Origin of the sequence: Stenotrophomonas sp. PA-6-5C (genome assembly GCF_021605635.1) — a bacterium.
Lineage (GTDB): Bacteria > Pseudomonadota > Gammaproteobacteria > Xanthomonadales > Xanthomonadaceae > Stenotrophomonas > Stenotrophomonas lactitubi.
The window spans coordinates 93871-116937 of the sequence record NZ_WKEE01000004.1; the positions used below are offsets into that span (position 1 = coordinate 93871).

Sequence of the window (23067 nt, forward strand, 5' to 3'; positions counted from 1 at the left end):
ATGTACAGGGCGGTCAACCGATGAAGCGGACTCAGGGCATATAGCGCTCTTTGTCCGCATTGAAAGTGTAGGTCAGGGTGTCGGCCGGGCCGAGCTCACGCAGCTTGCCCGGGCCGTCGATGGTTTTGCCCGACAGGCTCACAGTGAGCGTCGGCAGGCCACCGGAGACAGCGCCGAAGGCGAGCGTACCGGTACTGACGGCACACGGCGTCACGGCGCCGTCCTCACAGGAGGCCGAGTTGTCGTCGCCGGCATGGATGCTGCCGAGGTAACCCCAGCGGCGGAACGACAGCTTGTCCACGTTGTCCGGGTCGAACAGGAAGATGGCATAGCCGAACATCGCCACGCCCTCAGTGAAATCACGGGTGGGCACGGCCAGCAGCATGCGGCCATCGTCCAGCGCGTGGGTCTGCGCCTTGCGCCCGGTATCCAGCGGCTCCGACTGGTCGTTGCGGCCGAACTCGCCGACATAGCCGTCGGTGTCCAGCTGCACCCAGGTTGGCGCATCGGCGGTACCGCCCTGGACGAAGGTGGCCTGACCGATCGCCACATTGCCCGGTTCCATCATTCCGGCTTCGGCATCGGGGCCTTCCTCGCCCTCGGTCCTGCTGGTGAAGCCAGTGAAGTAATGCTTGCCCTTCAGATCGAACGCCTGGCCATACCAGTAACTGACGATGGCGCCACCATCGACCTTGTAGCTGACCGCACCATCGCCGTCACGCTGATAGATCACGTACAGCACGCTGTCTGCTGAAGGGGGTTTGAGTGCAGTCATTGCAGAGTCCTTGTCATGTTCGGCGGCGGTCGATGCGGCATCGGGGGCCGCCGCTGTTCCTTTTGCGCCCGCATCGGAGGCGTTGCCACCGCAAGCGGCAAGCGTAAGTGCCAGCAGCGATGCAAGTGCCGTGTGATTGATGTTCATTCGTCCTCCAGGTGTTCCGCATTCGGGGGCGCTTCGTACGCATCGGCAGGCGCGGGCAGAGAGCGATCAGCCACCATGTGCCATCCCCATCTGCTCCGGTGCTGGCTGCCGAACGGCCGGGGTCTGCTGCTGCAACGCGTCGCGCTGGTTGAGGTGCTGCACCTGCTGGTCAACCTGTTGCTGCCACATGCGTCCCATCGGAGACGCATACAGGTCCTGCGTTGCCACCCGCACACCGTCCGGATCACCAGCACGTGCCGCGTCGAGCAGCTGGGTGACATACGGATCCTGGCGGGCGACATTGCCGGGCGCATTGAACGTGATCGACGAATCGGCCGAAACCGACGCGACAGGCGATTTATCCGCCTTGGCTGCCGCCTCGCGCGCCTCGCGTGCGGCCGGCTCGCCCGCCGGTACTGGGTCGCGGAAATGGTCGACGCCATCCCGTACCCAGCCGACCGGTCCTCCGGCAACGAAGGTCACACCGCGACGGATGTTCATCACATCGCCGCGATAGTCGGCAATCATGCGTGAATGCTCGTCCGCGCGCCCGCGCGCCTGCGGATCGTCGAGTACCGACACGTGCGGCGTACCGTCGGAGTCGGTGGGCATGAAGTTGCTCATTTTGTGCGCGCTGAATGATCGCGCTGCCGCTGCGATCGGAACGTCGGGAACCAGCAGGTCCGAAAACCGGTTTTCGAAATAGCCGGACTGATGCAGGACGTCGATTTCCTTTTCCTTGGCGTAGGTGATCACCTCGCCATAGTGCGGACTGGCTGCACTGACCACGTCGGTGGCCAGAACATGATTGAGCACACGATCATTCGGGCCAGGACCGATGCCTCTATCCAGGCTGGCCGCACCGTAGGCATTGAACGTCTCACCGCGCAGGTCGAAATGATGCGCCGTCACCTGGGCCAGCGTGCCGCCCAGCGAGTGGCCGGTGACACTGACCTCCGGCGTGGACCTGCCCGGCCGGACGCCCATCGTTTGCGCCTCTTCAAGCGCCTTGCGGGTCAGCGCAATGGCATCTTCGGCCTGTGGATTGGTCCGCCCCACCACCATGGCACCGTCGGCGATGACCGCATCTTTCCAGATCTCCTCGGTGCCGCGATGGGAGACGATCAGGTCGCCGCCATCAAGCTTCTGGTAGATGGTGCCCTGGTAGCCGGTTCGCGGGTTGTCGACATGTTCGACGACACGGTAGTCGGTGCCGTTGAGGGACACCTTCGCATCCTTGTCGGCCGGCCGGCCAGCGTCCCTGTCTTCATAGACATGGTCGGCGAGGTTGGCGTAATCCCGCGTGGTGACGGTCACGGCGTCGCCTCGCGGGCCGACAACGTGATGGTGAAGAACTCATCGCGCTTGTCCGCAGACACCGTCTCTATGTCCTCGCTACCGAAATCGCCGAATTCCCTCTGCTCGTAGCTCGGGTAGTAGCCCTTCCAGAAATAGCGGGTATTGCTGCCGGCCGCGATCACGCGCTGTGCCTCCAGGCCCGCCACGAAACGGGTGCCGGCCTGGCCGGCATGCGCGCGCAGACTGACCCGCGCTTCGGTCAGGGCCCAGCGGCAGACACCGCGGCCGTAGTAGTCCTGGTCCAGGATGGCATCGGCATGGATGGTGCCCACGTACTCGGTGTCCGACACCCGCGACAGCACGAAAGGTTCGTGGCTGGCGATGCTCGGTACCGCCCCCGAGAGCGGCTGGAGCTTGCCGCACTGTGCCGCGTTGATGACGTCGAACTGGGCGGTTCCTTCGACCACCGCGAACGGGCCCGGTGCATTGGCCAGTGTCACGCGGATTTCGTAGGCGCGCCGCGGGTTCGGATTCAGCGTGCGCAGCGGCGGGGTGGCGCGGGTGTCCGCGGCAGTGGCATTCATAGGGGTATCAGCTCGGTACGGGCCGCCACAGGCGGTCAGAGGCAGGTAGGCGGCGCAGGCAAGCAGGGATATGACCCAGCGGGTGCTGCGCGAACGGGATGCGGAGGCGATACGCGCCTTGACCGGCGCGGTGTTAGGCCGTGGCATAGCGCTCAAGGAAGCCCCCTTGAACACGGGGCGCATGCAGCCACGCCCGCCATCAAGCCTTCTTCGCCTGTTTCAGCGAATGTACTCATGCTTCACATCCGTCCCGGGAATACACAGCCATGTGCCTCTCCAAGCGCCAATCCGGCGCACTTCCGTCTGGATTTTAGCAGCCCCCAAGGGCCGCATGCGTCAAGAAAAAGTTGCGAAAGTGCGCTACATCGCATTTTCACGCATACCTAACAAACCTTACTCGGCACGCTTGCAGCCTATCGCGTGGAACGACACCTGCTCGCATGCAGGCCGCCCCAGATCAGCAGGGCAAAAGATGATGCAGTATTCCGGCGATTGCGGTCAGGAATCGCTGCCGGCCACTCATCAACCCGGTCCTAACATTCGACCCATGGTCGCCACTGGCCCAGTGGCAATTCTGCCATCTCATATCAATCGCGTACTGAGCAGATTTCCTTGACGACCCAGCACTGTTCACCACACCTCTTCAACGCTCTGTCTTTTGCAGCTTCACGACGCGATGCCGTATTCAACGACACTTCCATCGTGAATATGTCTGGCCCATGCACAACCACCGCACACCGCCCAGCCACCGAGGCCCTGGCCTTGCAATCAATGCCGCCGGCCTGCTCACAGGATTGAATCGCCAAGCGATCCGCCTCGTCTTCGCTCCTGGCATCAAAGGACCATCCAGACACATCATTCTTGCCTGTCGCGATGCTGCCCCATGGATGGTGAGGGCGCGGCCCGTTCCGAGGATTTGGATCATTGGGACTCAAGCCCACGCCTTGTGCAGCTCGACTCATCGCTTCCTGAGCACCGGCATTTCCTACTGCCAAGAGGCCAAGGAATACAACGACCCCAATTACCTGTCTCATTTCGATACTCCCGAGATAACCGAGCCCATACCGATCGCGAACTGCTCTCTTCCGTACGGCTTCACGACGCGATGCCGTATTCAACGGCACTTCCATCGTGAATCTGTCTGGCCAAAGCCAAGGGCCTGCCCAGCCCTGCCAGTTCGCGTAGGTCTATCAAAGACCCGCGCATCCTTCAAACACGATCTTGCAGTCGGGGCCACAGGTCCTAAGCGCCTCCCGCCGAGCGGCCCGCTGGCTCTTCGGCGTAATGTAATACTTGCGAGCATTTGGGCCGGCCGCAACTGCAGCGCAGGCATTGCCGAACGTCTTCACCACTTGGCAATTCTGCGACCCGCGTGCAATGCAGTCGGCGAGCGCGAGTTGGCGCGCTTCCTCCTCTGTTCTGCCCGAGAAGGTCCAGCCCAGTGTCTTATCGTCTCCTCTCGCCCACGCCCCCCATCCATCCGGTGGAGCCCGCCTGGTATCACCAGCCCCATGCGCCGGCAGAAAAACGCTGTTGTACTGGGGGGTACCAGCTTCTTGCGCAAGCGCCAGCATTGGCAGCAACAGGGTTGTGGCAATCAAAATTCGATACGACGAAGTCATACGTCACTCGTGGATGTTATGCCGGCATTCTGACGCGGCTTCTGAACGCATTCCTGCCCCACCTGTTGTCTTACCGGACTGGCGCAACAAGGGGCCAAGCTGTCGCTCTGATGCAACGCCCCAGATCAGCAGGGCAAAAGATGATGCAGCATTCCGGCGATTGCGGTCAGGAATCGCTGCCGGCCACTCATCAACCCGGTCCTGACATTCGACCCATGGTCGCCACTGGCCCAGTGGCAATTCTGCCATCTCATATCAATCGCGTACTGAGCAGATTTCCTTGACGACCCAGCACTGTTCACCACACCTCTTCAAGGCTCTGTCTTTTGCAGCTTCACGACGCGATGCCGTATTGAATGCCACATCTGTCGTAACTCTACTTGGCCCATGCACAACCACCGCGCAGCGCCCCTGCACCGAGACCCTGGCCTTGCAATCAATGCCGCCGGCTTGCTCACAGGACTCAATCGCCAAGCGATCCGCCTCATCTTCGCTCCTGGCATCAAAGGACCATCCAGACACATCATTCTTGCCTGTCGCGATGCTGCCCCAGGGATAGCGAAGCCGAAGTCCACTCTGGGGATGGGGACCGTTAGGACTCAAGCCCACGCCTTGTGCGGCTCGACTCATCGTTTCCTGAGCTCCGGCATTTCCTACTGCCAAGAGGCCAAGGAATACAACGCCCCCAATTGCCTGTCTCATTTCGATACTCCCGAGATAAGCGAGCCCATACCGATAGCGAACTGGCATGGAGAGTCATCACGAAGGAACCGCAACAATCGCTGCCGCATGCGACTGTCAAATACCCTCAATCGGTTTCGGCCAGGATGGGTACTGCTCCTTGTGAGGCGAGTCCCCCACAAGGAGCCTGCGTGAAAAGGTGAGCTACTCGGCTGCTGATTCGCATCACCCTATGGAAACCAGCTGATCACTTATGCGCACTCGTCCTCATCGGTTCTGCCAGAAGTCCAGGCTCAAGGCAGAGCACATCCTTCGAACATCACGCGGCATTCAGGGCCGCACTCCTTGAGCGCAGTCTTCCGCACTTTGTCAAGGGAGCGGCGTGGCAGCGACAGGAAGTTGCGGTCCGACTGCCCGACCACTACCACTGCACAGGAATTGGAGAACGTATTCACAACCTGACAGTTGCGCGATCCGCGGGCCAAGCAATCCTGGACGGCAAGATTGCCCGCCTGATCCTCAGAGTCTCCATTGACTGACCAACCGAGCTGAAGATCATCTCCCCTTGCAACGGCTCCCCACTTCCTCGGGGGCTGCCGGGTATCTCCCGCCCCGTGGGCAGGCAGGAGAACCGAATTGTACTGAGGGGTGCCAGGTTGTTGTGCAAAGGACGTTGACGTCATGAAGTAAGCCATCAGAGCCAGCGCCGGTCCGAAGCATTTCATAATTTATTCCTCTGACCCTTATCTACCCAATCCTGCTGGAAGTCGGACTTCTGGCCCATAAAGCCCAGCACCCGGCCTTCATGGCATCGCACATCCTTCGAAAACGATCTTGCAGTCGGGGCCGCAAGCCTTAAGCGCCTCCCGCCGAGCGGCCCGCTGGCTCTTCGGCGAAATGTAGAACCTGCGATCGTCTGGACCGGCTGCAATTGCAGCGCAGGCATTAGCAAAGGCCTCCAACACCCTGCAATTCCGCGAACCACGTGCGGTGCAGTCGGCGATCGCAAGCTGGCCAGCCTCCTCCCTTGTCCTGCCCGAGAAAGTCCAGCCCAGTGTCCGATCGTCTCCCCTGGCCCACGCGCCCCACCTGTCCGGGAGGACCCTCCTGGTATCACCAGCCCCATGCGCCGGCAGAAAAACGCTGTTGTACTGGGGGGTACCAGCTTCTTGCGCAAGCGCCAGCATTGGCAGCAACAGGGTTGTGGCGATCAAAATTCGATACGACGAAGTCATACGTCACTCGTGGAGTTTATGCCGGCATTCTGACGCGGCTTCTGAACCCATTCCTGCCCCCACCCCACCTGTTGTCTTACGGGACTGGCGCAACGGGGGGCCAAGCTGTCGCTCTGATGCAATACCCCAGATGAGCAGGGCAAAAGATGATCCAGCATTCCGGCGATTGCGGTCAGGAATCGCTGCCGACCACTCATCAACCCGGTCCTTGCACTCGACCGATGGTCGCCACTGGCCCCAGTGACGACTCGGCCCATCTCATATCAATCGCGTACTGAGCAGACTTCCTTGACGACGCGGCACTGTTCACCACACCTCTTCAAGGCTCTCTTCCTTGCGGCTTCACGACGCGATGCCGTATTCAACGACACTTCCATCGTGAATCTGTCTGGCCAAAGCCAAGGACCTGCCCAGCCCTGCCAGTTCGCGTTGGTCTATCAAGTACGCGCGCATCCTTCGAAAATGATCTTGCAGTCAGGACCGCACGCCTCAAGTGCTCCCCGGCGAGCTTGGCGAAGACTCTTGGGTGAGATTTCAGCCCAACGATCCGTCGGTCCGGCCGCAATGGCGGCGCAGGCGTTCACGAACGTCTTAACGACTGCACAATTGTTGCCCCCGCGTGCCTCGCAATCAGATACCGCCAAGGCGCGGGCCTCCTGCTCGCTTCGCCCTGAGACAGTCCAGCCCAATGTCTTCTGATCGCTCCCTCTCGCCCAGCCCCCCCACCGGTTGACGGAAGATCGTGCTGTATCACCCGCTCCATGCCCGGGCAGAAAGACGCTGTTGTATTGGGGCGTGCCGGGCTGCTGCCCGGATGCAACCATCGGGAGCAGCATGCAGGAGGCGAGGAGAATCCTAATCATCATAGTCATGTACGAGTCCTACTTGTGCCGGTTGAAGGGTCTTTCTGCACCCAATCCTGCTGGAAGTCCGACTTCTGACCACTGCTGTTACGACCCACGTTGCCGAAGCTCGAGTTGGCCACGAACTGACCCAGCGTACCGTTGAAGAACATTGCCGCGATCGGCGGTGCCATGACCATCAGGACTGACATGAGCAGTCCAACACCACCCTGCTGAACGGCAGCAGACTTCAAACCACCACCGAAGCCAACAGCGCCTCCAAAAAGGTCCGTGCCCGACAGCAGATAGGCCGTCACCATGGCGATCGCGGTACGGGCGACCAGTGCCGTAGCGACCGATACCATGAAGGAAAGCACCGCCATCGAGAACATGGTCCCGATTCCATACAGAAGCCAGCGCTTGAACAGCTCCTTGGTCTGGTCGAAGAGCAGGCACAGGATGAAGATGGGGCCGAAACCCACGAACAACACCAGGGCGATCTTGTAGAGCAGCAGCATGGCACCGCCAATCACCGAAGGGCCGGCGATGCCGATGCCGGTCAGGTTGGTCACCATCCTCTGCTCCTCAGCGTTTTCAGCGCTGCCATCAACAGGGAGGGCATCGACCATCGCAAAGATCAGGCCCATCGTCCGCAGGTTGTCGTCAATCGAGTCTTCAACATCACCATCATCGTCAGCAACGACCCGATGAATCTCGTTCGGCAGGGTCCTGGTGAGGAAGTTGGTCAAGTTGACGCCAGCAAACGACATCGAGGAGGCTGCGATCACGATGAGAAACGCGCGCAGCGACCCCACCACCAACCCCATGAGCGACTCACGGCTCCGGCCAGTGACGATCAGGAAACCCTGCATCAGTACCCATAGGGTAAGCAGAGTCAAGGCAATACCACTGACCCAACCCATCGTCCGTGTCAGGAGTCCTGCCTGGAAACTGTCGATGCGCCCATTGATGAAGTTGAGCAGGATTTCAAAGAATGCCCACTGTGTGAATTGGCCCAGATCGATGCCGTTCATCAAACTACTCCTGATCCTTAGAGGCCTGGGATGCTGAGACCAGTCGGCACATTGACGCTGCCGCTACCCTTCAGCGCATTGCGCGTCAGTGCGGCACGGGCATTCTGGATGTGGGCGACGCGGGCGTCATAGGCAGACATGTATGTCCGGTAGCGATCACGGTCGTTGTCCATCAGTGCCGTCAGCGCCAGTAGTTCATTGGTGTTGTACTGGACGTTGGCGTAGTCGTCGGCGGTAAGCGCACGCCTGCGATCCTCGAGCTGCTTGAGTCGGTCATAGTTTTGCTGTGCACGCTCGAACATGCGCATCGAGAAGCGATACTGCGCCAGCTCGGTCTGCGCAGCGGCCGTGCACAGCTGCTGCTGCTGCTGGCCGAGGGTGGTGCTTGCGCCTGCCGTGCAAAGCTGGTCCATGACGATGTTCAACGATGTCGGCTGGGTCGCATTCAGCGCCTCCTCCCCGGACGGCGTCGCGATCATCTCCGGCGTCGTCGTGTTCGAACGCGGAGCCACACGCAGTTTTCGGTTGACGTCGTTGAGCTGGCCGGTGACCGTGCCGTTGTTGCCAATGCGGTCGCGCACCTCGGTCAGGCGCCCGGTGACGGTGCCGTTGCTGCCGATGTTGCCGTTGATGTCCCTGAGCCGGTCCTGGGTCTTTGAGTCGCTGACCTGCCATGCCGCCATGGCGGCACCGGTTCCCAGCAACGAGACGATGGCCAGCGAAAGGATGACCCATTTGTTGGCGCGCGGCATGGCCAGGGAAGCACCGAATGTCTGCTTCCATGCATGGCCGAAGCTCGGCTGGCGATCGTTACGGCGATGTCCTTGCTGGTTCATGGTTCACCTCTGCTGTTCTTCACTTCGTCTGGTTCGGGGGGATCGCCGCTCAGCGCAGGACAGCGCGGCGGCCAGGGGTATCACTGCTGCGGTTGCCGGATCGTCCAGATCCCTTGCGATTCTCGTAGAACGCCTGCAACCACTCCTCGGGTGTCAACTCGTCACGATCCACTTCCAGGCGCTGGGATTGATCGTTCAGGACCTTGTCGAGAATTTCGATGTTGTCGGTGCTGGCACTGATCACGGCCAGTGCATCGTCCATGCCGCGGAGGTTCAACTGGCACACGGTAGAACCATGGCCCTGCTTGACCAGGAAGCTGCGCGAACGTTCATCGAGGCTGACCACGACCTCGAACTCCGCCTCGGTCAGTTTCAGGCCCTCCATGTAATCCTCGCGGGAGGCACTGGGATTGGGCAACAGGATCAGCGTGGCGGTCTGCTCGATCAGCGCGGCGGAAATATCGCTGGCCAGCGCGTCTTCCGGGCTCTGCGTAGCGAAGATGCCCAGGCCGTTCTGTTTACGGATGGTCTTCTGCTTGTTCTTGGCAAATTCCTTCAGCGCCCCGCCACCGTCGAGGATCTTCCAGAACTCGTCCATCACGTAGATCAGCGGACGACCGTCGATCAGCTCTTCCAGCCGGTGCAGCAGGTAGTTGATGACCGGCACACGCACTTCCACGTTGTCGATCACATCGGTGTAGTCGAAGCCGATGATGTTGGCGCGCTGCAGGTCGATGATGTCGGTCGGATTGTCGAACACCCACCCCAGCGTATTGCCGGCGGTCCACTTGCGCAGGCGCGCATACAGGCCGTCATCGCCCATATTGGGCAGACTCTTCTGGAAGTTGGACATCGAACGCAGGTGCATCGGCATGTCGAGCATGCTTTCCACGGCGCGGAAGATATCCTCTTCCTCACGCGCGGTGTAACTGGTCTTGCCGGCCAGCACCTTGATCAAGTCGCCCAGGAACTGGACATTGGCATCATTGCGCTCGCACTGGAACGGATTGAAGCCGGTCGGCTTGCCGTTGTCCAGGGCCAGGTAATTGCCACCGCAGGCGCGCACGAAGATCTCCGCACCGCGATCCTTGTCGAAGAAGAAGATGGTCGGCGCCGGTTCGTACTTCTGCACCTGGCTGAGAAGGAAATTGATCAGCGCGGTCTTGCCGGTACCGGACTTGCCGATGACCATGGTGTTGCCGATGGCCTTCTCACCCAGCGAATTCTCAGCCGGGTGGGTGGCATGGAAATTGAAGTAGTAGGGCTGGCCATTGGTGGTCTGCAGCACCGTCAGGCACTCACCCCAGGGGTTGTTGTCGCGCTTGCCGGTAGCAAAATTGTGCAGCGGCGACAGCCCGAGGAAATTCAGCGAGCTGACGTTGGCCAGGCGTGTACGGTACTTCCAGTTGGCCGGCAGCTGCGAATAGAACGACGAGCACACTGCCAGGTCTTCCTTGGTCGAAATAAAACCGGCATTGGACAGCTCCGCCCGCGTTGTCGCCAGATTCTGCGACAGCGTTTTCTGGTCTTCTGCGTACAGCGCCATGATGAAGTGGTATTCACCCAGCACGAAATTGCCCGAGGCGACCTGGTCCATGGCATGGTCCATCTCGGAGATCTGGCTGACGGCCTTGTCACCCGAGGAGATCATCATGCCCTTGGTACGCTCGAGCACCTTCAACGCATCCTGGCGCCCCATCGGGCTGAAGGAATGGGTGATGACGTACTCGAAATCCAGGTACTTCAAGCCGTTGAGGATGCCTGGATAGGTACCGTCGGTGTATTCCTTGATGTTGAGGATGGCACCGTAGTGATTGCGACCATTGGGCGTATTGATGACGTAGTCACCGGATTTGGCCGAGAACATATGCCGCGAGACCGGCAGGTACTCGTTCACCGAGGCGCGCAATACCGGTACCGGCTCGTCGATGCGGTTGAGCAGATAGCCGAAGAACGTCAGCACCTCGGAAAACACCACGCCGTTGTCCGCTTCATACATGGACAGCCGGTGCGGGGCGTAGTCCTTCAGTACCGCTTCCACGTTGCCGGCAAGCTCCATCAGCTTGTTGATGGCCTGGTCCTGTTCGGATTGCAGGCGACCGATGTCACTGGAGCGTTCGACGAACTTCTTGCCCACCATGATCGGGCGATAGATCATGGTCAGGTACAGCTCGTTCTGCATGATCTTCTGCGATGAGAGACGATCGTAGTACTCGTCGGACATCTGCTGGTTGAAGACCTGGTCGTACTTGCTGCGGATATCCACGCGGCCACGGCGACGGATGTCGTGCACCCAGAAGGCGACATTGACGAAATCCGGCGCACGCAGGGTCTGCAGCATGCGGTTGAAGGTGTTGTGCTTGTGCTCCAACTCCCACTCTTCGCGGCCAACGAACGGCAGCCCATCCAGGCGCCAGACGATCAGGAAGTCGCCACCGGTTGTCTTCACCACGTGCGGAGACACGTGGGAAGACAGCGGGATGAAATCGGCGATGGAGGTGTCTGGCGCCTGCATGGGGCTAATCCGTCTTCGTGTCTTGGAGAGTGGGTCTGTAGCTGTTCGGGGTGAACACCCACATGCCATTGTGATGCTTGATGTTGCGTACCCTGGCCCGGAACGTCCAGCGCAGGCCCAGCATGCGGAAGATCATCTCGTCCTGCCGTGCCATCTGCCGCATCACCATGATGACCACCGGCAGAAGCAGCAGGTAGTACATGTTGAAGTAGAAGCCCATGAGCAGGCACGAGCCAGCGGCGATCGCGAAGGGCAGGTAAGGCACCCCCAGGAACATCGCCGGCCGCGTGCAACCGCGGAAGAGCGCGTCCTTACGCATACTGCAGCAGCTGACCCATGACGCTGATCGTGCTGGAATTGCTGCCGATGTTGCCCACGTTGTCCGGCAGCAGCATGTTGGCGATCTGTGCGGCGGCGCCGATCAGGAAGCCACCGATCAGGACCGGCGCCACATCACTGATGCGCTTGTGGTTGAAGGCGATCTGGTAGCCGGCGAAGATCACCGCGATGGTCACCACGGCAATCGACGCGATGTTCAGCAGCGAATTGAGGTTGGTGAAGAAGCCGGTCACGCTGGACTGTGCGCCCGACGGATCCTGGGCACTGGCAACGAGCGGCAGCATGCACAGGCTGGCCATGGCAATGGCGGCAACGGTGCGGCGGGCGTTGGTGATGTTGGCATCGTGCTTCATGGTGGGTCTCTTCTGTTGAATGGAAAGGGATACTGCGGAATTGCCAGGCTGCGGGGGCAACCTGTGAGGCGTGGTGCTAGAACACCAGCGCAGCGTCGCGCGGCGGCGCTGCGATTGCCGGCATGGCGGAGACAGGTCCCCCCGCTGCGCCGGTGGAACCTGGAGTGGCTGCAGGGGCCGGCTGTGCAGCCTGCCCTGCGCCGGGCCAGACATTGGGGCCAGCGCCCATTGGCTGCACGCGCACCGGCGCGTCATTGACCGGCATCACGTCCGCAACCCGCGCGCCGCCGAAAGCAGCTGGCGCAGGCGCCGTTGCAGGCGCGGGAAGGGGCTGCGGCGCGTTCTGGACCGCACCCGGCATCGGCAGCACGCGTGCAAGCGCGGCTTCCTCGACCCGCCGCGCCAGGCGTTCCGCCGCCTCATCGCGCACAGCGCGACGATACGTCGTCGTCGTGCCGGTGGGCACGCCGTTGCGGATGACCGGAATGGCGGTGCTTGCCACGGCCTGCATGTTCTGGCCGCCCACACCCCGCCAGGACGTCATTACCTTGTCCACGTAGCCGTGACGGAAGCCGGTAGTGAAATTTCCCGAGTAATAGCAACTGAAGGCCTTGCCCCAGTCCTGACCGGAGCGCGCATAGCACTCGGCCAGGATGCGCGAACCCGCCTGCAGGTTCGGACACACGTTGAATGCCTTCTCGTAGCTGTCCAGACCGTGCCGATTGAGGTTGTACCGGTTTACCTGCGCGATGCCGAGGGAAAAATTGTAGCCCTCGCGCTCCAACATGCGACTGGTGGACACCGCTTCGGCGAGGTTCTTCGGCTGGCGAGCGAGCCGACCACCCACTACGCCGATGGCGAAGGGGTTGAACGACGACTCGACGTTGACCACATGGCGCATGACTTCCGCAGGCACAGCCAGATCGGCGCAGGCCATCATTTCCAGTCCAGGCAGCATGCCATCCTCCTTCTATCATTCGCACGATGGGCCACGCCCTTGCCGGCAGGCGCGCGCGCCGACAGCCGGGAAGCGATGTACGGGTTCATGCAGCCAACCCTCGTGTCGGATCGAAATCGATACCGGTGATGAAGCGGCGCCCGGCGTGCGCCTTGATGTGAACCACCACGTCGATGGTGAGCTTGAGCAGGCGCTTGATGACCTCGAATTCCAGGCCCGAGCCTTCTGCCGATGCCTTCACCATCAGCGCCAGCTGATCCCAGGTCTGCGAGGTGCTGCCTGCGTGGCAACTGGTAATCGAGCCCGGGTGACCGGACGCGCAGTTGCGGATGAAGTAGAAGGACTCATCACCACGCAGCTCGGCAAGGATGATCCGGTCCGGCTTCATGCGCAGGCATGCTTCCATGCACGACTTGGCGCTCGTATTGCTGGTGCTCTGGCCACCCTTCGAATACAGAAGATGCACCACGTTGGGCTGCTGCAGGAACAACTCGCGGGCGTCTTCGATGGTGACCAGGCGCTCGTTGTGTGAAATATGGTTGACCAGCGACTTCATGAAGGTTGTCTTGCCGCTGCCGGTGGCACCGGAAACCACGATGTTCTTGTGGTACTGCACGGCCTTCTTGAAGAAGTTCGCGTAGTCGCGCTGCGCGCGCAGCTCGACCAGCTCCCTGTCATGGTCGCCGAGCGTCGGAGCCTGTTCGAGGATCTCACTGAAGAAACCGTCATCCTCATACTGCTCCAGCGTCTTGCCGAAGCGCGCCGGCAGACGGATGGTGATCGATACGCGGCCGGCATCACATGCCGGCGGAATGACGAACTGCGCGCGCTGCCCGGTAGGGAATGTCAGCGACACCATTGGATCGGCGTCGGTGATGCGCTGCCCCGTATTGCTTTCGTTGACCACGGCAGTGCAGAACTGACGCGCGCGCTCGAACGTCAACGACGGAACTTCCAACCGCTGCCAACCCGCCCGGGTTTCCAGGTACAACTCTCCCGGCTGGTTGATACAGATCTCGGTGACGTCGGACGAATGCATGTGTTCGCCGATCCCGAGGATCTGGTACTGGTAATCCAGAAAAGCGCTGGACACCCGGGCGGTGGCGGATTCGGCGTTCATTTCTTCTGCAGGATGCTGATCAGCGGATCACGGAAGAGAAGTCGACGTCGCGTGCAACGTAGACATTCACGATCGTGCCCTGGTTGATGGTGACGGTCGGCGGACGTGTCATGTTGCGCTCCATGGCGAGATTGGCCATCCGCTCCATGGTGCGTGCGGTGGCGCTCTCATACGGGTTCTGCACCACCGCGCCGTTGACAATGGTCGAGGTCTGCGGGCCGTTCTCTGCAGCGGCATACTTGAAACCATCCGCGAGGATGCTGATCAGCAGCGACGACGCGATGCGCTGGCCCCAGTGGGCGTTGTAGTAACCCGGGGTGCCAGCCGAACCAAGCATGTCCACACCGGGACTGCTCATGTTGATGTCCAGCCCGGTCGGCGTGGTGATGCGATCCCACACGATGGCCACGCGGTTGCCGATCATGCCGTCGGCACCGTAGGAACCCTGCACCTTGGAACCGCGAGGCAGCAGCAGGCGCTGACCGTCGACCGAGTAAACCGGTTCGGTGACTACACAGGAGGTATAACCAGGGAAATCGGAAATCACGCGCGCCTGCAGCACGCAGCGGATGTAGGTGCCCCGCAGCAGCAGCGTATTGGGCTTGTAGAGTGGCTGCGCACTGGTCGGCCCGTCGACGACGCCGCGCGATGCCGGTCCCTGCCCGCCCAGTACCGCACCCAGTCCACCTGCGGCAGGCTCGCTCCCGGCATTGCGGTCGGCCGCAGCGGCATCGCCCATGCGGCGTTCAAGCAGGCTGGGGCCGCGTTCGGCCTGCTGCTGTCCCATACCCGGCATCGAACCCATGGAGCTCATGCCGCGGCCGGATTGCGACTCGTCGACGAGCGGCAACGGCGGCAATTCCTCCATCGGCGCAGCGGACTGTGCCATTGCGCGCTCCGATGGCAACGCAGGCAGGTCGCGCGGCGCCGCAGGAATCACGACTTCCTGGCGCGGCGCTTTCGCGGCCGGCTTGTCAGGCGAAGACAAGCCACCGGAGAAGATCCATGCCGCCAGGCCCGCCAGCACGATGACGATGATGCCGAGGAACAGCAGAGCCTTGCGGTTCAGTCGCTGGACGTCATCGGCACGCAGGTAGGGGCTCTCGGCGTCGAGCTCCGGTTCGGCAGAGGCACGCCGGGTATACGGATTGTCGAGCGGGCGCGGCTCCGGCGCCGGATCGACGTGTTCATTCGGTGGAATCTGGTTCACTGCTCCGGTCTCCTGCGCAGGGCAATCGCGTTGTCGCCGTGGCGCACGACGAGGTAGGCATAGGTGCCATGGACGACAATCGTGTCTCCTTCCACGGTCGAGTTGACGATGAACTCGTCGCCGGACTCGCTGTCACGCGCGAAGACGGCCGGGAAGTTGCCGCTCGGGAACCGGCTGCGGTCACCCATGCGGATGTAGGTGAAGCTGCGATCGTCATACACCGAAGACGGGACCAACCACGTCGGCTGGCGCTTCTTGTACGTGTAGTCGTAACCGTAGTAGTAGTCACGACCGGGAACAAGCCGGGTATCAAGGGCCGCCACCGGTGCGTCGGCTTCCTTTTCCTTCTTGGCGCTGAACTCGGTATCGGCCGGATAGACAAGGCGGACCTTGTACTGGACGCCAGAGGCCTTGGCATCATCCAGTGCGCGCCAGCTCGTGGCCACAACCTTCAGTTCGAAGATGTAGGAATGTGCCGCCGTACGCACCAGCAGATTGGTGTCGACGTCGACATTCTTCGGCTTCAGGTAGAACACGTTCTCACGGCGACTGATCTCCCAGCCGCCGCCGAAGCCACTGCTGTAATCCAGTATCTGCTCATGCGGACTCAGTTCGATCTGGGTGGTGATGCCCAGGCCGGTTCGCACCTGGTAGATGCGATCCGGCGCGTACTCGTAGTCCTCGATGACCTTCGCCGCTGCCGGCGCGACAGCGCCTACACACAACAGCAGTGCCAGCCCCGCGCGCAGCAACGACTGCAACGTACTACTCATCGTTCAACTCCCCCTTGTGCGGGCACGTAGCCGGTCTGCTCGGCCGGTTGCGGCGGCGATGCGCCAGAATTCACTGCACCAGGCTGCGTGGCCTGCGCTGGCTGATTGGTGGCGCCGCCGGGATAGGACGGATCCACCGGCTGGCCGGGCATTGGCGCAACCCCCTGCGCAGGCACCTGCGCCTGCGGTGCGGCGGTATACGGCACTGCGGCCGGAGCGCTGGGTGCCGGCGCGAAATCATTGTCGACGCGGTAGTTCGCCACCCGGAAGCCAAGCGGATTGAGCAACCGGTCTTCATCGGCCAGACGCAGTTCTGGATCGTAGATGAACTCCAGCGTGGCAATCTTGTTGTCCAATGGTTCGGAACGACCGGTGCTCTTGTCGAACACGCTGCGCTGGAAGCGTACGGTGGCACCGGTCGGACGCCGCCCCTGGCCGCCCCCGATCAGCACGATGCTGGTGATGCGCACATGCAGCGCGCGCGATGCACCATAGATCCGGTAAGGGCGCGCCGGGTTCGCCTCGGAATGCAGGTTCGTGTAGTCCGGCGCCACGGCCGGGCCAGCCATCGACAGCGTGGTCCGCCAGTTGCGCTGGCCGATAAGGCCGGAGTCATACGACTCGCGCGCCAGCACGAACTGGGCGACGTTGCTCTTGTTGATGGCTTCTTCGGCGGTGACATCGCGGTCGCCGAAGTTGCCGCGCAGGCGCGCAACGGTGGCCGAGCCGGTGTAAGGGTCAGCCATGACCAGATAAGGAACGCGCTCCTTCAGCGGCAGGAACAGCAGGTATCCGGCGGCCAGCAGGACCGACATCAGCACGGCACACCACGCTACCGTCCACGCGCGACGCTCGCTGCGGCGCGAACGCTCGGCCAGGGAGATCTCATAGCTGACGCCTTGGGAGACAGCATTCTCGACGGCCGCGGTATCGGTCTTCTTCTTTCCAAACATGCCAGTTCCTCAGCGTGCCGGAGTCGGCGACATCGGTGCGATGCCCGCTGCAGGCAGAGGCTCCACGTCGGTCGAACCACCCGCCACGCTCACGATGATTCGCGACTTCTCCACCGAAACCACGACGCCCTGCCCCGCATAGGCGCGGGACAGCTCGGCTGCCGCTTCGACGATGCTGGTCGTGCGGATGTCACCCACCGGCACGTACAGCGTGTAGTCGTTCGGGTGCAGGTAGGACAACGTCATGCCCCCGTCTTTCGCCCAGCGCGTCAGCAGCCCCTTGAGGGTGCTGTCCGTGGGTGAGGACTGATAGACATGGGTCTGCTGCAGAGGGATGGCATGGGTGACGTCGGACAGCCGGTTCACCGGCCTCCACTTGCCACGCGGTTCGGGCGCAGGCGGCGTGACACAACCGGCCAGGAGAACCGTCATCGAGACAACAGCAACAGCAATCAAATTCCGGCTAGGCATCCTGCGGCTCACGAAATCACCATTCACGGGTTACGAATCCATGCCAACAGACCACGACAACGCCAGGCAAGGCGTCGAAGTTCTGCTGAAAGAGCTATGACTGCGCAGCACATCCCTTCGCCTGCAGCAATGCCGGCAGCAGGAACGCGCGCAATACGATCGCGTCCACAGGTCAGGCCTGAGACGCGTTCCCCAAATCTATGCATGCGATCATGAAATCTCCATTTCTCTGATTCAATCCTTTGTCAATCGGGATGACCCTTACCTGCATCGATACCTCCCCAGTACCGATGCGAATGGGCGCCATCTTATGGTGTCGAAGAATATCTATGTAGACGTGCTCATGTTGTGAACTAGATCCCGCAAATTCACAAACGTAAATGTGATGAACATCGCAAATATCATCTTTCCTAATCAGAATACAGCGAAATCGTGACACTTGCCTACTGCAAATGAGCAGGAATTCACAGTCAGCATATTCCTGACGAATCTGGCACCATTCCCAGCCCCGCCCAAGGGCTGATGACTCAGCAGGTGTGAAGTGGATCACTCCAGGATGGAAGAATTCGTTGCAAATGCAGCCTTGCTCGCCGGCCACCTGACCCAGCAGTGCGAGAAAGCTGCCGCAGCTCAGGAGGCCTCCGCCCAGCAGCTGCAACGCGCCGCGACCGAAGTAGGCCAAGGCGTAGCCAGCGGACGTGCCGAACTCGCACAGAGCGCCCGTGCCGCCGTCCGCGAGGCACTGTCGCAGGAGATCCCGGCGGCGGTTGAAGCCATCGGTGACACGGGTGATCGACTGGCTGCGCTGGCCGAACAACTGTCGCGCGAACAGGGGGCGATGGCGGTACGCCTGCGCATGCTCACCTGGAAGGCCCTGGCCGCACTGAGCGTGGGCGCGGTGGCGATCATCGGCTGCACCGCCTACTTTGCCCAGGCCAACGTCCAGCGTGCCCAGCAGGCCAAAGTGGATGCACAGGTTCTTGAAGCCGTGCAGCAGGTTTCGATCACTTCCTGTGACGGCCGCCCCTGCATCAAGCTGGAAGACGGCCTGCAGCGCTGGCGCAAGAACGATGAGTACGTTCTGATTGAAGCCCGCGCCAACTCCGCAGCGAGCGGAAAGTAGAACCGCGTGCTGCCCATATCCATAATCTGCCGATAGCAAAGCCCATCCAGCAAGAGCCATTGTCCGGGTCGAAGGAACTGCCTTGAACACAAACCGTCTTGTCATCTGCGCCATATTGGCCGCACTGCTGTCGATCGCAGCGATCTACCTGGCGAGCTATCTGTCCGTGCTGTTCCTGGGGCTGGACACCCGCGTCAGCGGCTTTGGCACCTTCTTCGACTACATGCGCAACATCGACCATCCGCGCGTGCAGCCGTACGCATGGCGGATCAAGGCGGCAGGCTGCGTTGCGTTCGGCCTGATGTTCCTGCTGTGGGCAGGCATCACCATCATGATGTTCAAGCTGCGCAGCCACAGCAACATCCATGGTCAGGCACGCTTTGCCAGCATGATGGACCTTGCAGGCAAGGGCTTCTTCAAGAGTCCGGATGACGGCATCGTGCTGGGCCAGATGAACGGCAAGCTGCTGCGCCTGTCTGGTCAACAGTTCGTCATCCTCGCCGCACCTACCCGCTCGGGCAAGGGTGTCGGCGTGGTCATCCCCAATCTGCTCGACTACCGCGAGTCGGCGGTGGTTCTGGACATCAAGCAGGAGAACTTCGACCTGACGTCCGGCTGGAGAAAATCGATCGGCCACGAGATCTACCTGTTCAACCCTTTCGCGGAAGATCGACGGACGCACCGCTGGAATCCCCTGACGTATGTGTCCAGCGACCCCGCATTCCGGGTGTCGGACCTGCAAGCCATCGCCGCCATGCTGTACCCGGACGGCGACGACAAGGACAAGTTCTGGACCAGCCAGGCGCGCAATGCATTCCTTGCCTTCACCCTCTACCAGTTCGAACTTCGGGACGCGCTCGCTGGCACCCCCTATCCAACGCTTGGCGCCATCCTGCGACTGTCTTCGGGTGATGGCGGTGAACTGAAGCCGTACCTGCAGAAGCTCACGGAATCTTCGTTTCTCAGTTCCCAGGCGCGCGCCGCCTTTGCCGGCCTGTTGTCGCAGGCCGACGTAACGTTCGCTTCCATCATCGGTTCGTTCCGCGAGCCGCTCAACCCGTGGCTCAACCCCGTACTGGACGCAGCAACCAGTGCCGATGATTTCCGTCTTGATGACATACGCCGCAAGCGCATGACCATCTACGTCGGCATCCAGCCCAACAAGCTGGCCGAGAGCCGGCTGATCGTCAACCTGTTCTTCAGCCAGTTGATCAACGTCAACACACGCACGCTTCCGCAGAATGACAAATCGCTGAAGCACCAGTGCCTGCTGCTGATGGACGAGTTCACCTCGATCGGCCGCGTCGACATCATTTCCAAAGCTGTTGCGTACATGGCCGGCTACAATCTGCGGCTGCTGCCCATCATCCAGTCGATGGCGCAGCTTGACGCTGTGTATGGCAAGGAGCTGTCGCGCACCATCATCACCAACCATGCGCTGCAGATCATCTACGCGCCTCGCGAGCAGCAGGACGCGAACGATTACTCCGAAATGCTGGGCTACACGACGGTGCGCCGCCGGTCGCGGACGCATTCACGTGGCAGCGCGCGCTCGGTTTCAGACAACGAGGTGCTGGAGAAGCGCGCACTGATGCTGCCGCAGGAGCTGAAGGCGATGGGCCCGGACAAGGAGATCGTGCTTTACGAAGGGCTGCCCAATCCGGTGCTGTGCAGCAAGATCCGGTACTACAAGGACCGTTATTTCACCAAGCGCTTGCTGGAACGGGCCGAGGTGAAACCGCTGACCCTGCAGGCCGCCGGTCCAACCCAGGCTCACCGCGGCGTATCCAGCGCTACCTCGTCGTAACCCGTTGTCTTCTGAACGCGTGGCAATGACGCCACACCGGGCCGCTACGCTGGCCGCCCGCCATGGATTGCACACAACAAGGACCCATATGCGCACTACCCTGCTTGTCACTGCCCTGCTCGCTCTGGCGCCACTTACGGCCGTTGCGGCTCCCGACGGCCCAAGCTATACCTACGTTGAAGCCGGCTGGACCCAGGTCAAGGTCAATGACGACCTGCTGGACGACCCGAAGCTGGATGGCGGGTATATTCGTGGCTCGTACGCGATCGGCCTGCAGGCTTACGTCTTCGGGGCCTGGTCGCAGGTATCCCGATCGTACGGGGTACCCGGCGGAAGTCTGAAGCTGGAGCTGGATCAACCGGAACTGGGGATCGGCTATCGCCTGCCGATGAGTGACCGCGTCGACTTTACTGCGGATCTGGCCTGGGTTCGACAGAATGCCGAAGCCCGTCTGAAGCGCGACGGCTTTGACAGCATCCGCCAGAAGGACCACTTCAACGCCGGCCGTGCCACGCTGGGCATCCGTACGTCGCCAACCTCGAATACGGAGTTCTGGCTGAAGGGTGGCTACCTAGACGGCAGCGACATGGATGGAACCTGGGTTGGCGTGGTCGGGGGCCAGTTCAAGTTCACTCCGACCTGGGGTCTGGTCGGCGAGGTACAGGTGATCGAGGACGTCACCCAGTACTCGGCCGGCGTGCGCGCCAGCTTCTGATTGCCCGATCCTCGTCGTGTGATCGAACGGGTCCCGCATGGGGCCCGTTTTTTGTTGGCCATCGCGCGCAACACGCTTGGCTGTCGCGCACCATCGAATGCCATGGCAAGTGCGCTAGGCTTGCCGCCCTCTGCAACAGGAACACCGTCATGAAGACCCCGATCCGCGGCCTGCTGGCCACCGCACTGCTGTGCGCCCCGTTGTTCACCTCGGCCGCACCTGCGCAGCTGACGCCGGAACAGACCTTCGATCTGTACGCACGCGCATTGCTGGAAGACGATGCCGCTGCCGCGCGCACGCTCAACGACGCGCTGAAGCCAGCCTTCGATGGCCAGGACTCGGTAACGCCGGTGCCGGGCATGATGGCGCAGGCCCTCGCCGAGCCGTGGCAGACGGTGCTGGCCGTGGCCGGCGTAAAAGGCGATCCCGCAGCGGCCGAAACGATGTACGCCAAGGCACTGAAGGCCTCGCAGTGCCGCGCCACGCGCAGCACCGTGGAAGACAACGAGTACGTGGATGACCAGAAGATCGCCAAGGTCGATTTCAGCTGCCAGTTGGCCGACCTGAGCAGCGTGCATCCGTTGTTCACTGCCAGCTTGACCAGTGATGTGCAGGCCACCCGCACCCGTTTCACCGAGGCTTATACCAAGGCCCTGCAGAGTGGCCCGCGCAAGGCAGTGACCGGCACCCTCACCCTGTACACCGCCAAGGACAAGGGCTACTGGTACAGCAGCAACTTCGACGATCTGGTCGGCCCGGTGCTGGGTGCGCTGGCGCCGTTCGAAGAGTGGATCCAGGATGTTGAAGCGGCGAAGGCACCGAAGGTCACCGGCGTACTGGGCTGCGACCTGCTGCTGCAGCAGCACCGCAGCTGCGTAGCGAAGATCGCGCCGGACCAGATCAGCGGTGTTGATGCGATGGCCGAAGAGCTGAAGGCGAAGGCGCAGGTGATGTCGGCCGAGGAGATGACGCAGGAATGCAAGTCGCTGCGCCCGATGGCCGAGATGATGTGGACTGATGAGTGCGCGTGAGGCCACTGCGCTGAAACGACTGGGGCTGGCTGCGCTGCTGCTGGCCCCTGGTACTGCACTGGCGTCGGCACCTGCACTGACGCCCGTACAGGTATTCGACCTGTATGCACAGGTGATGGTGCACGGCGATGCAGCGGCACAGGCAACGCTGGCCCGCTATCTCGATACCGATAACGGGCCAGCCTTCGCCGCGGCGTTGGCGGCTGCAAGCCACCTGGACGAGGCGCCCGAACTGGCTGATTGGCCGAAGGCTGCAGCGGCGCTACGCAAGCGACAGGCCTCGGTGCATTGCTCTACCGACAGCGTGCGCCATGCGCAGGCGGACAGCGCCGACGTCGACTATCGCTGCCACCTGCCCGACCTGTCGGCACTGCTGCCCGTGTACCGGCAGCATCGCGTGCCGTTCAACGGGCCGCATCCACCGCAGATGGCGATGGAACTGGCGACGGCATATACGCAGATGATCGCCGTGGCACCGGACCGGGAAAGGATCATCACGGTGTCGTTCAAGCGCGACCACGATGGTGTTCCCTGGCGTATACAGAACCCAACACCGTTGATGAGCGGACTGGCTGACGCGTTCCTGCCGTTCTTCGAGTGGAACGAGCACCTGCCCGACGAAGATCGCTGAACTGAAAAGGGGC

General features: G+C 61.7%; 19 protein-coding genes. 5 read left to right on the plus strand and 14 right to left on the minus strand.

Features of this window, described 5'->3' with window-relative positions; genetic code table 11:
• Positions 1 to 31: 31 nt before the first annotated feature.
• The 14 genes from GIW57_RS02760 to GIW57_RS02825 all read right to left on the minus strand — a co-directional run bounded on the left by GIW57_RS02760 (position 32) and on the right by GIW57_RS02825 (position 17774).
• Positions 32 to 775 (minus strand): hypothetical protein, encoded by a 744-nt coding sequence (locus GIW57_RS02760; protein WP_140226191.1) that lies wholly within the window; start codon positions 773 to 775, stop codon positions 32 to 34.
• Between the two features lie 213 nt (positions 776 to 988).
• Entirely contained in the window at positions 989 to 2239 is a 1251-nt protein-coding gene (locus GIW57_RS02765; RefSeq protein WP_236509102.1) for a lipase, read from the minus strand.
• Positions 2236 to 2805 carry a hypothetical protein gene (locus tag GIW57_RS02770; protein ID WP_236509103.1) on the minus strand — a complete coding sequence of 190 codons (570 nt, stop codon included), beginning with the start codon at positions 2803 to 2805 and terminating at the stop codon, positions 2236 to 2238. The genes GIW57_RS02765 and GIW57_RS02770 overlap by 4 nt, the downstream gene beginning before the upstream one ends.
• A gap of 4406 nt (positions 2806 to 7211) precedes the next feature.
• Entirely contained in the window at positions 7212 to 8219 is a 1008-nt protein-coding gene (locus GIW57_RS02775) for a type IV secretion system protein (RefSeq protein WP_093818885.1), read from the minus strand.
• Between the two features lie 17 nt (positions 8220 to 8236).
• Complete coding sequence (locus GIW57_RS02780) at positions 8237 to 8971, minus strand: hypothetical protein (RefSeq protein ID WP_236509104.1); 735 nt, start codon at positions 8969 to 8971, stop codon at positions 8237 to 8239.
• Between the two features lie 133 nt (positions 8972 to 9104).
• Positions 9105 to 11570 carry a VirB4 family type IV secretion/conjugal transfer ATPase gene (locus tag GIW57_RS02785; RefSeq protein ID WP_100462885.1) on the minus strand — a complete coding sequence of 822 codons (2466 nt, stop codon included), beginning with the start codon at positions 11568 to 11570 and terminating at the stop codon, positions 9105 to 9107.
• A gap of 4 nt (positions 11571 to 11574) precedes the next feature.
• On the minus strand, positions 11575 to 11889 hold the full coding sequence (locus tag GIW57_RS02790; protein ID WP_093818882.1) for a VirB3 family type IV secretion system protein: 315 nt from the start codon (positions 11887 to 11889) through the stop codon (positions 11575 to 11577).
• The gene (locus tag GIW57_RS02795) at positions 11882 to 12262 is read right to left on the minus strand and encodes a TrbC/VirB2 family protein (RefSeq protein ID WP_100462884.1); all 381 of its coding nucleotides are present in this window, start codon (positions 12260 to 12262) and stop codon (positions 11882 to 11884) included. The genes GIW57_RS02790 and GIW57_RS02795 overlap by 8 nt, the downstream gene beginning before the upstream one ends.
• Before the next feature lie 76 nt (positions 12263 to 12338).
• Positions 12339 to 13220 carry a lytic transglycosylase domain-containing protein gene (locus tag GIW57_RS23755; protein WP_329605739.1) on the minus strand — a complete coding sequence of 294 codons (882 nt, stop codon included), beginning with the start codon at positions 13218 to 13220 and terminating at the stop codon, positions 12339 to 12341.
• Between the two features lie 85 nt (positions 13221 to 13305).
• Complete coding sequence (virB11, locus tag GIW57_RS02805) at positions 13306 to 14340, minus strand: P-type DNA transfer ATPase VirB11 (RefSeq protein ID WP_100462882.1); 1035 nt, start codon at positions 14338 to 14340, stop codon at positions 13306 to 13308.
• A gap of 19 nt (positions 14341 to 14359) precedes the next feature.
• Entirely contained in the window at positions 14360 to 15550 is a 1191-nt protein-coding gene (locus tag GIW57_RS23760) for a TrbI/VirB10 family protein (protein WP_236509105.1), read from the minus strand.
• Positions 15547 to 16323, minus strand: coding sequence for a TrbG/VirB9 family P-type conjugative transfer protein (locus tag GIW57_RS02815; protein ID WP_100462880.1), 777 nt, complete (start codon positions 16321 to 16323; stop codon positions 15547 to 15549). Before GIW57_RS02815 ends, GIW57_RS23760 begins: the two co-directional genes overlap by 4 nt.
• Positions 16320 to 17276 (minus strand): type IV secretion system protein, encoded by a 957-nt coding sequence (locus GIW57_RS02820; protein ID WP_236509106.1) that lies wholly within the window; start codon positions 17274 to 17276, stop codon positions 16320 to 16322. The genes GIW57_RS02815 and GIW57_RS02820 overlap by 4 nt, the downstream gene beginning before the upstream one ends.
• Positions 17277 to 17285: 9 nt before the next feature.
• Entirely contained in the window at positions 17286 to 17774 is a 489-nt protein-coding gene (locus GIW57_RS02825) for a toxin co-regulated pilus biosynthesis Q family protein (RefSeq protein WP_236509107.1), read from the minus strand.
• Between the two features lie 529 nt (positions 17775 to 18303).
• Between GIW57_RS02825 and GIW57_RS02830 the strand changes: the two genes are divergently transcribed.
• The 5 genes from GIW57_RS02830 (at position 18304) to GIW57_RS02850 (ending at position 23054) form a co-directional block, all read left to right on the plus strand.
• Positions 18304 to 18870 (plus strand): hypothetical protein, encoded by a 567-nt coding sequence (locus GIW57_RS02830; protein ID WP_236509108.1) that lies wholly within the window; start codon positions 18304 to 18306, stop codon positions 18868 to 18870.
• A gap of 103 nt (positions 18871 to 18973) precedes the next feature.
• On the plus strand, positions 18974 to 20677 hold the full coding sequence (locus tag GIW57_RS02835) for a type IV secretory system conjugative DNA transfer family protein (protein WP_236509120.1): 1704 nt from the start codon (positions 18974 to 18976) through the stop codon (positions 20675 to 20677).
• 88 nt (positions 20678 to 20765) lie between these two features.
• Positions 20766 to 21392 (plus strand): hypothetical protein, encoded by a 627-nt coding sequence (locus GIW57_RS02840; protein WP_093818874.1) that lies wholly within the window; start codon positions 20766 to 20768, stop codon positions 21390 to 21392.
• A gap of 149 nt (positions 21393 to 21541) precedes the next feature.
• On the plus strand, positions 21542 to 22423 hold the full coding sequence (locus tag GIW57_RS02845; protein ID WP_236509109.1) for a hypothetical protein: 882 nt from the start codon (positions 21542 to 21544) through the stop codon (positions 22421 to 22423).
• On the plus strand, positions 22410 to 23054 hold the full coding sequence (locus GIW57_RS02850; protein ID WP_236509110.1) for a hypothetical protein: 645 nt from the start codon (positions 22410 to 22412) through the stop codon (positions 23052 to 23054). Before GIW57_RS02845 ends, GIW57_RS02850 begins: the two co-directional genes overlap by 14 nt.
• Positions 23055 to 23067 lie beyond the last annotated feature (13 nt).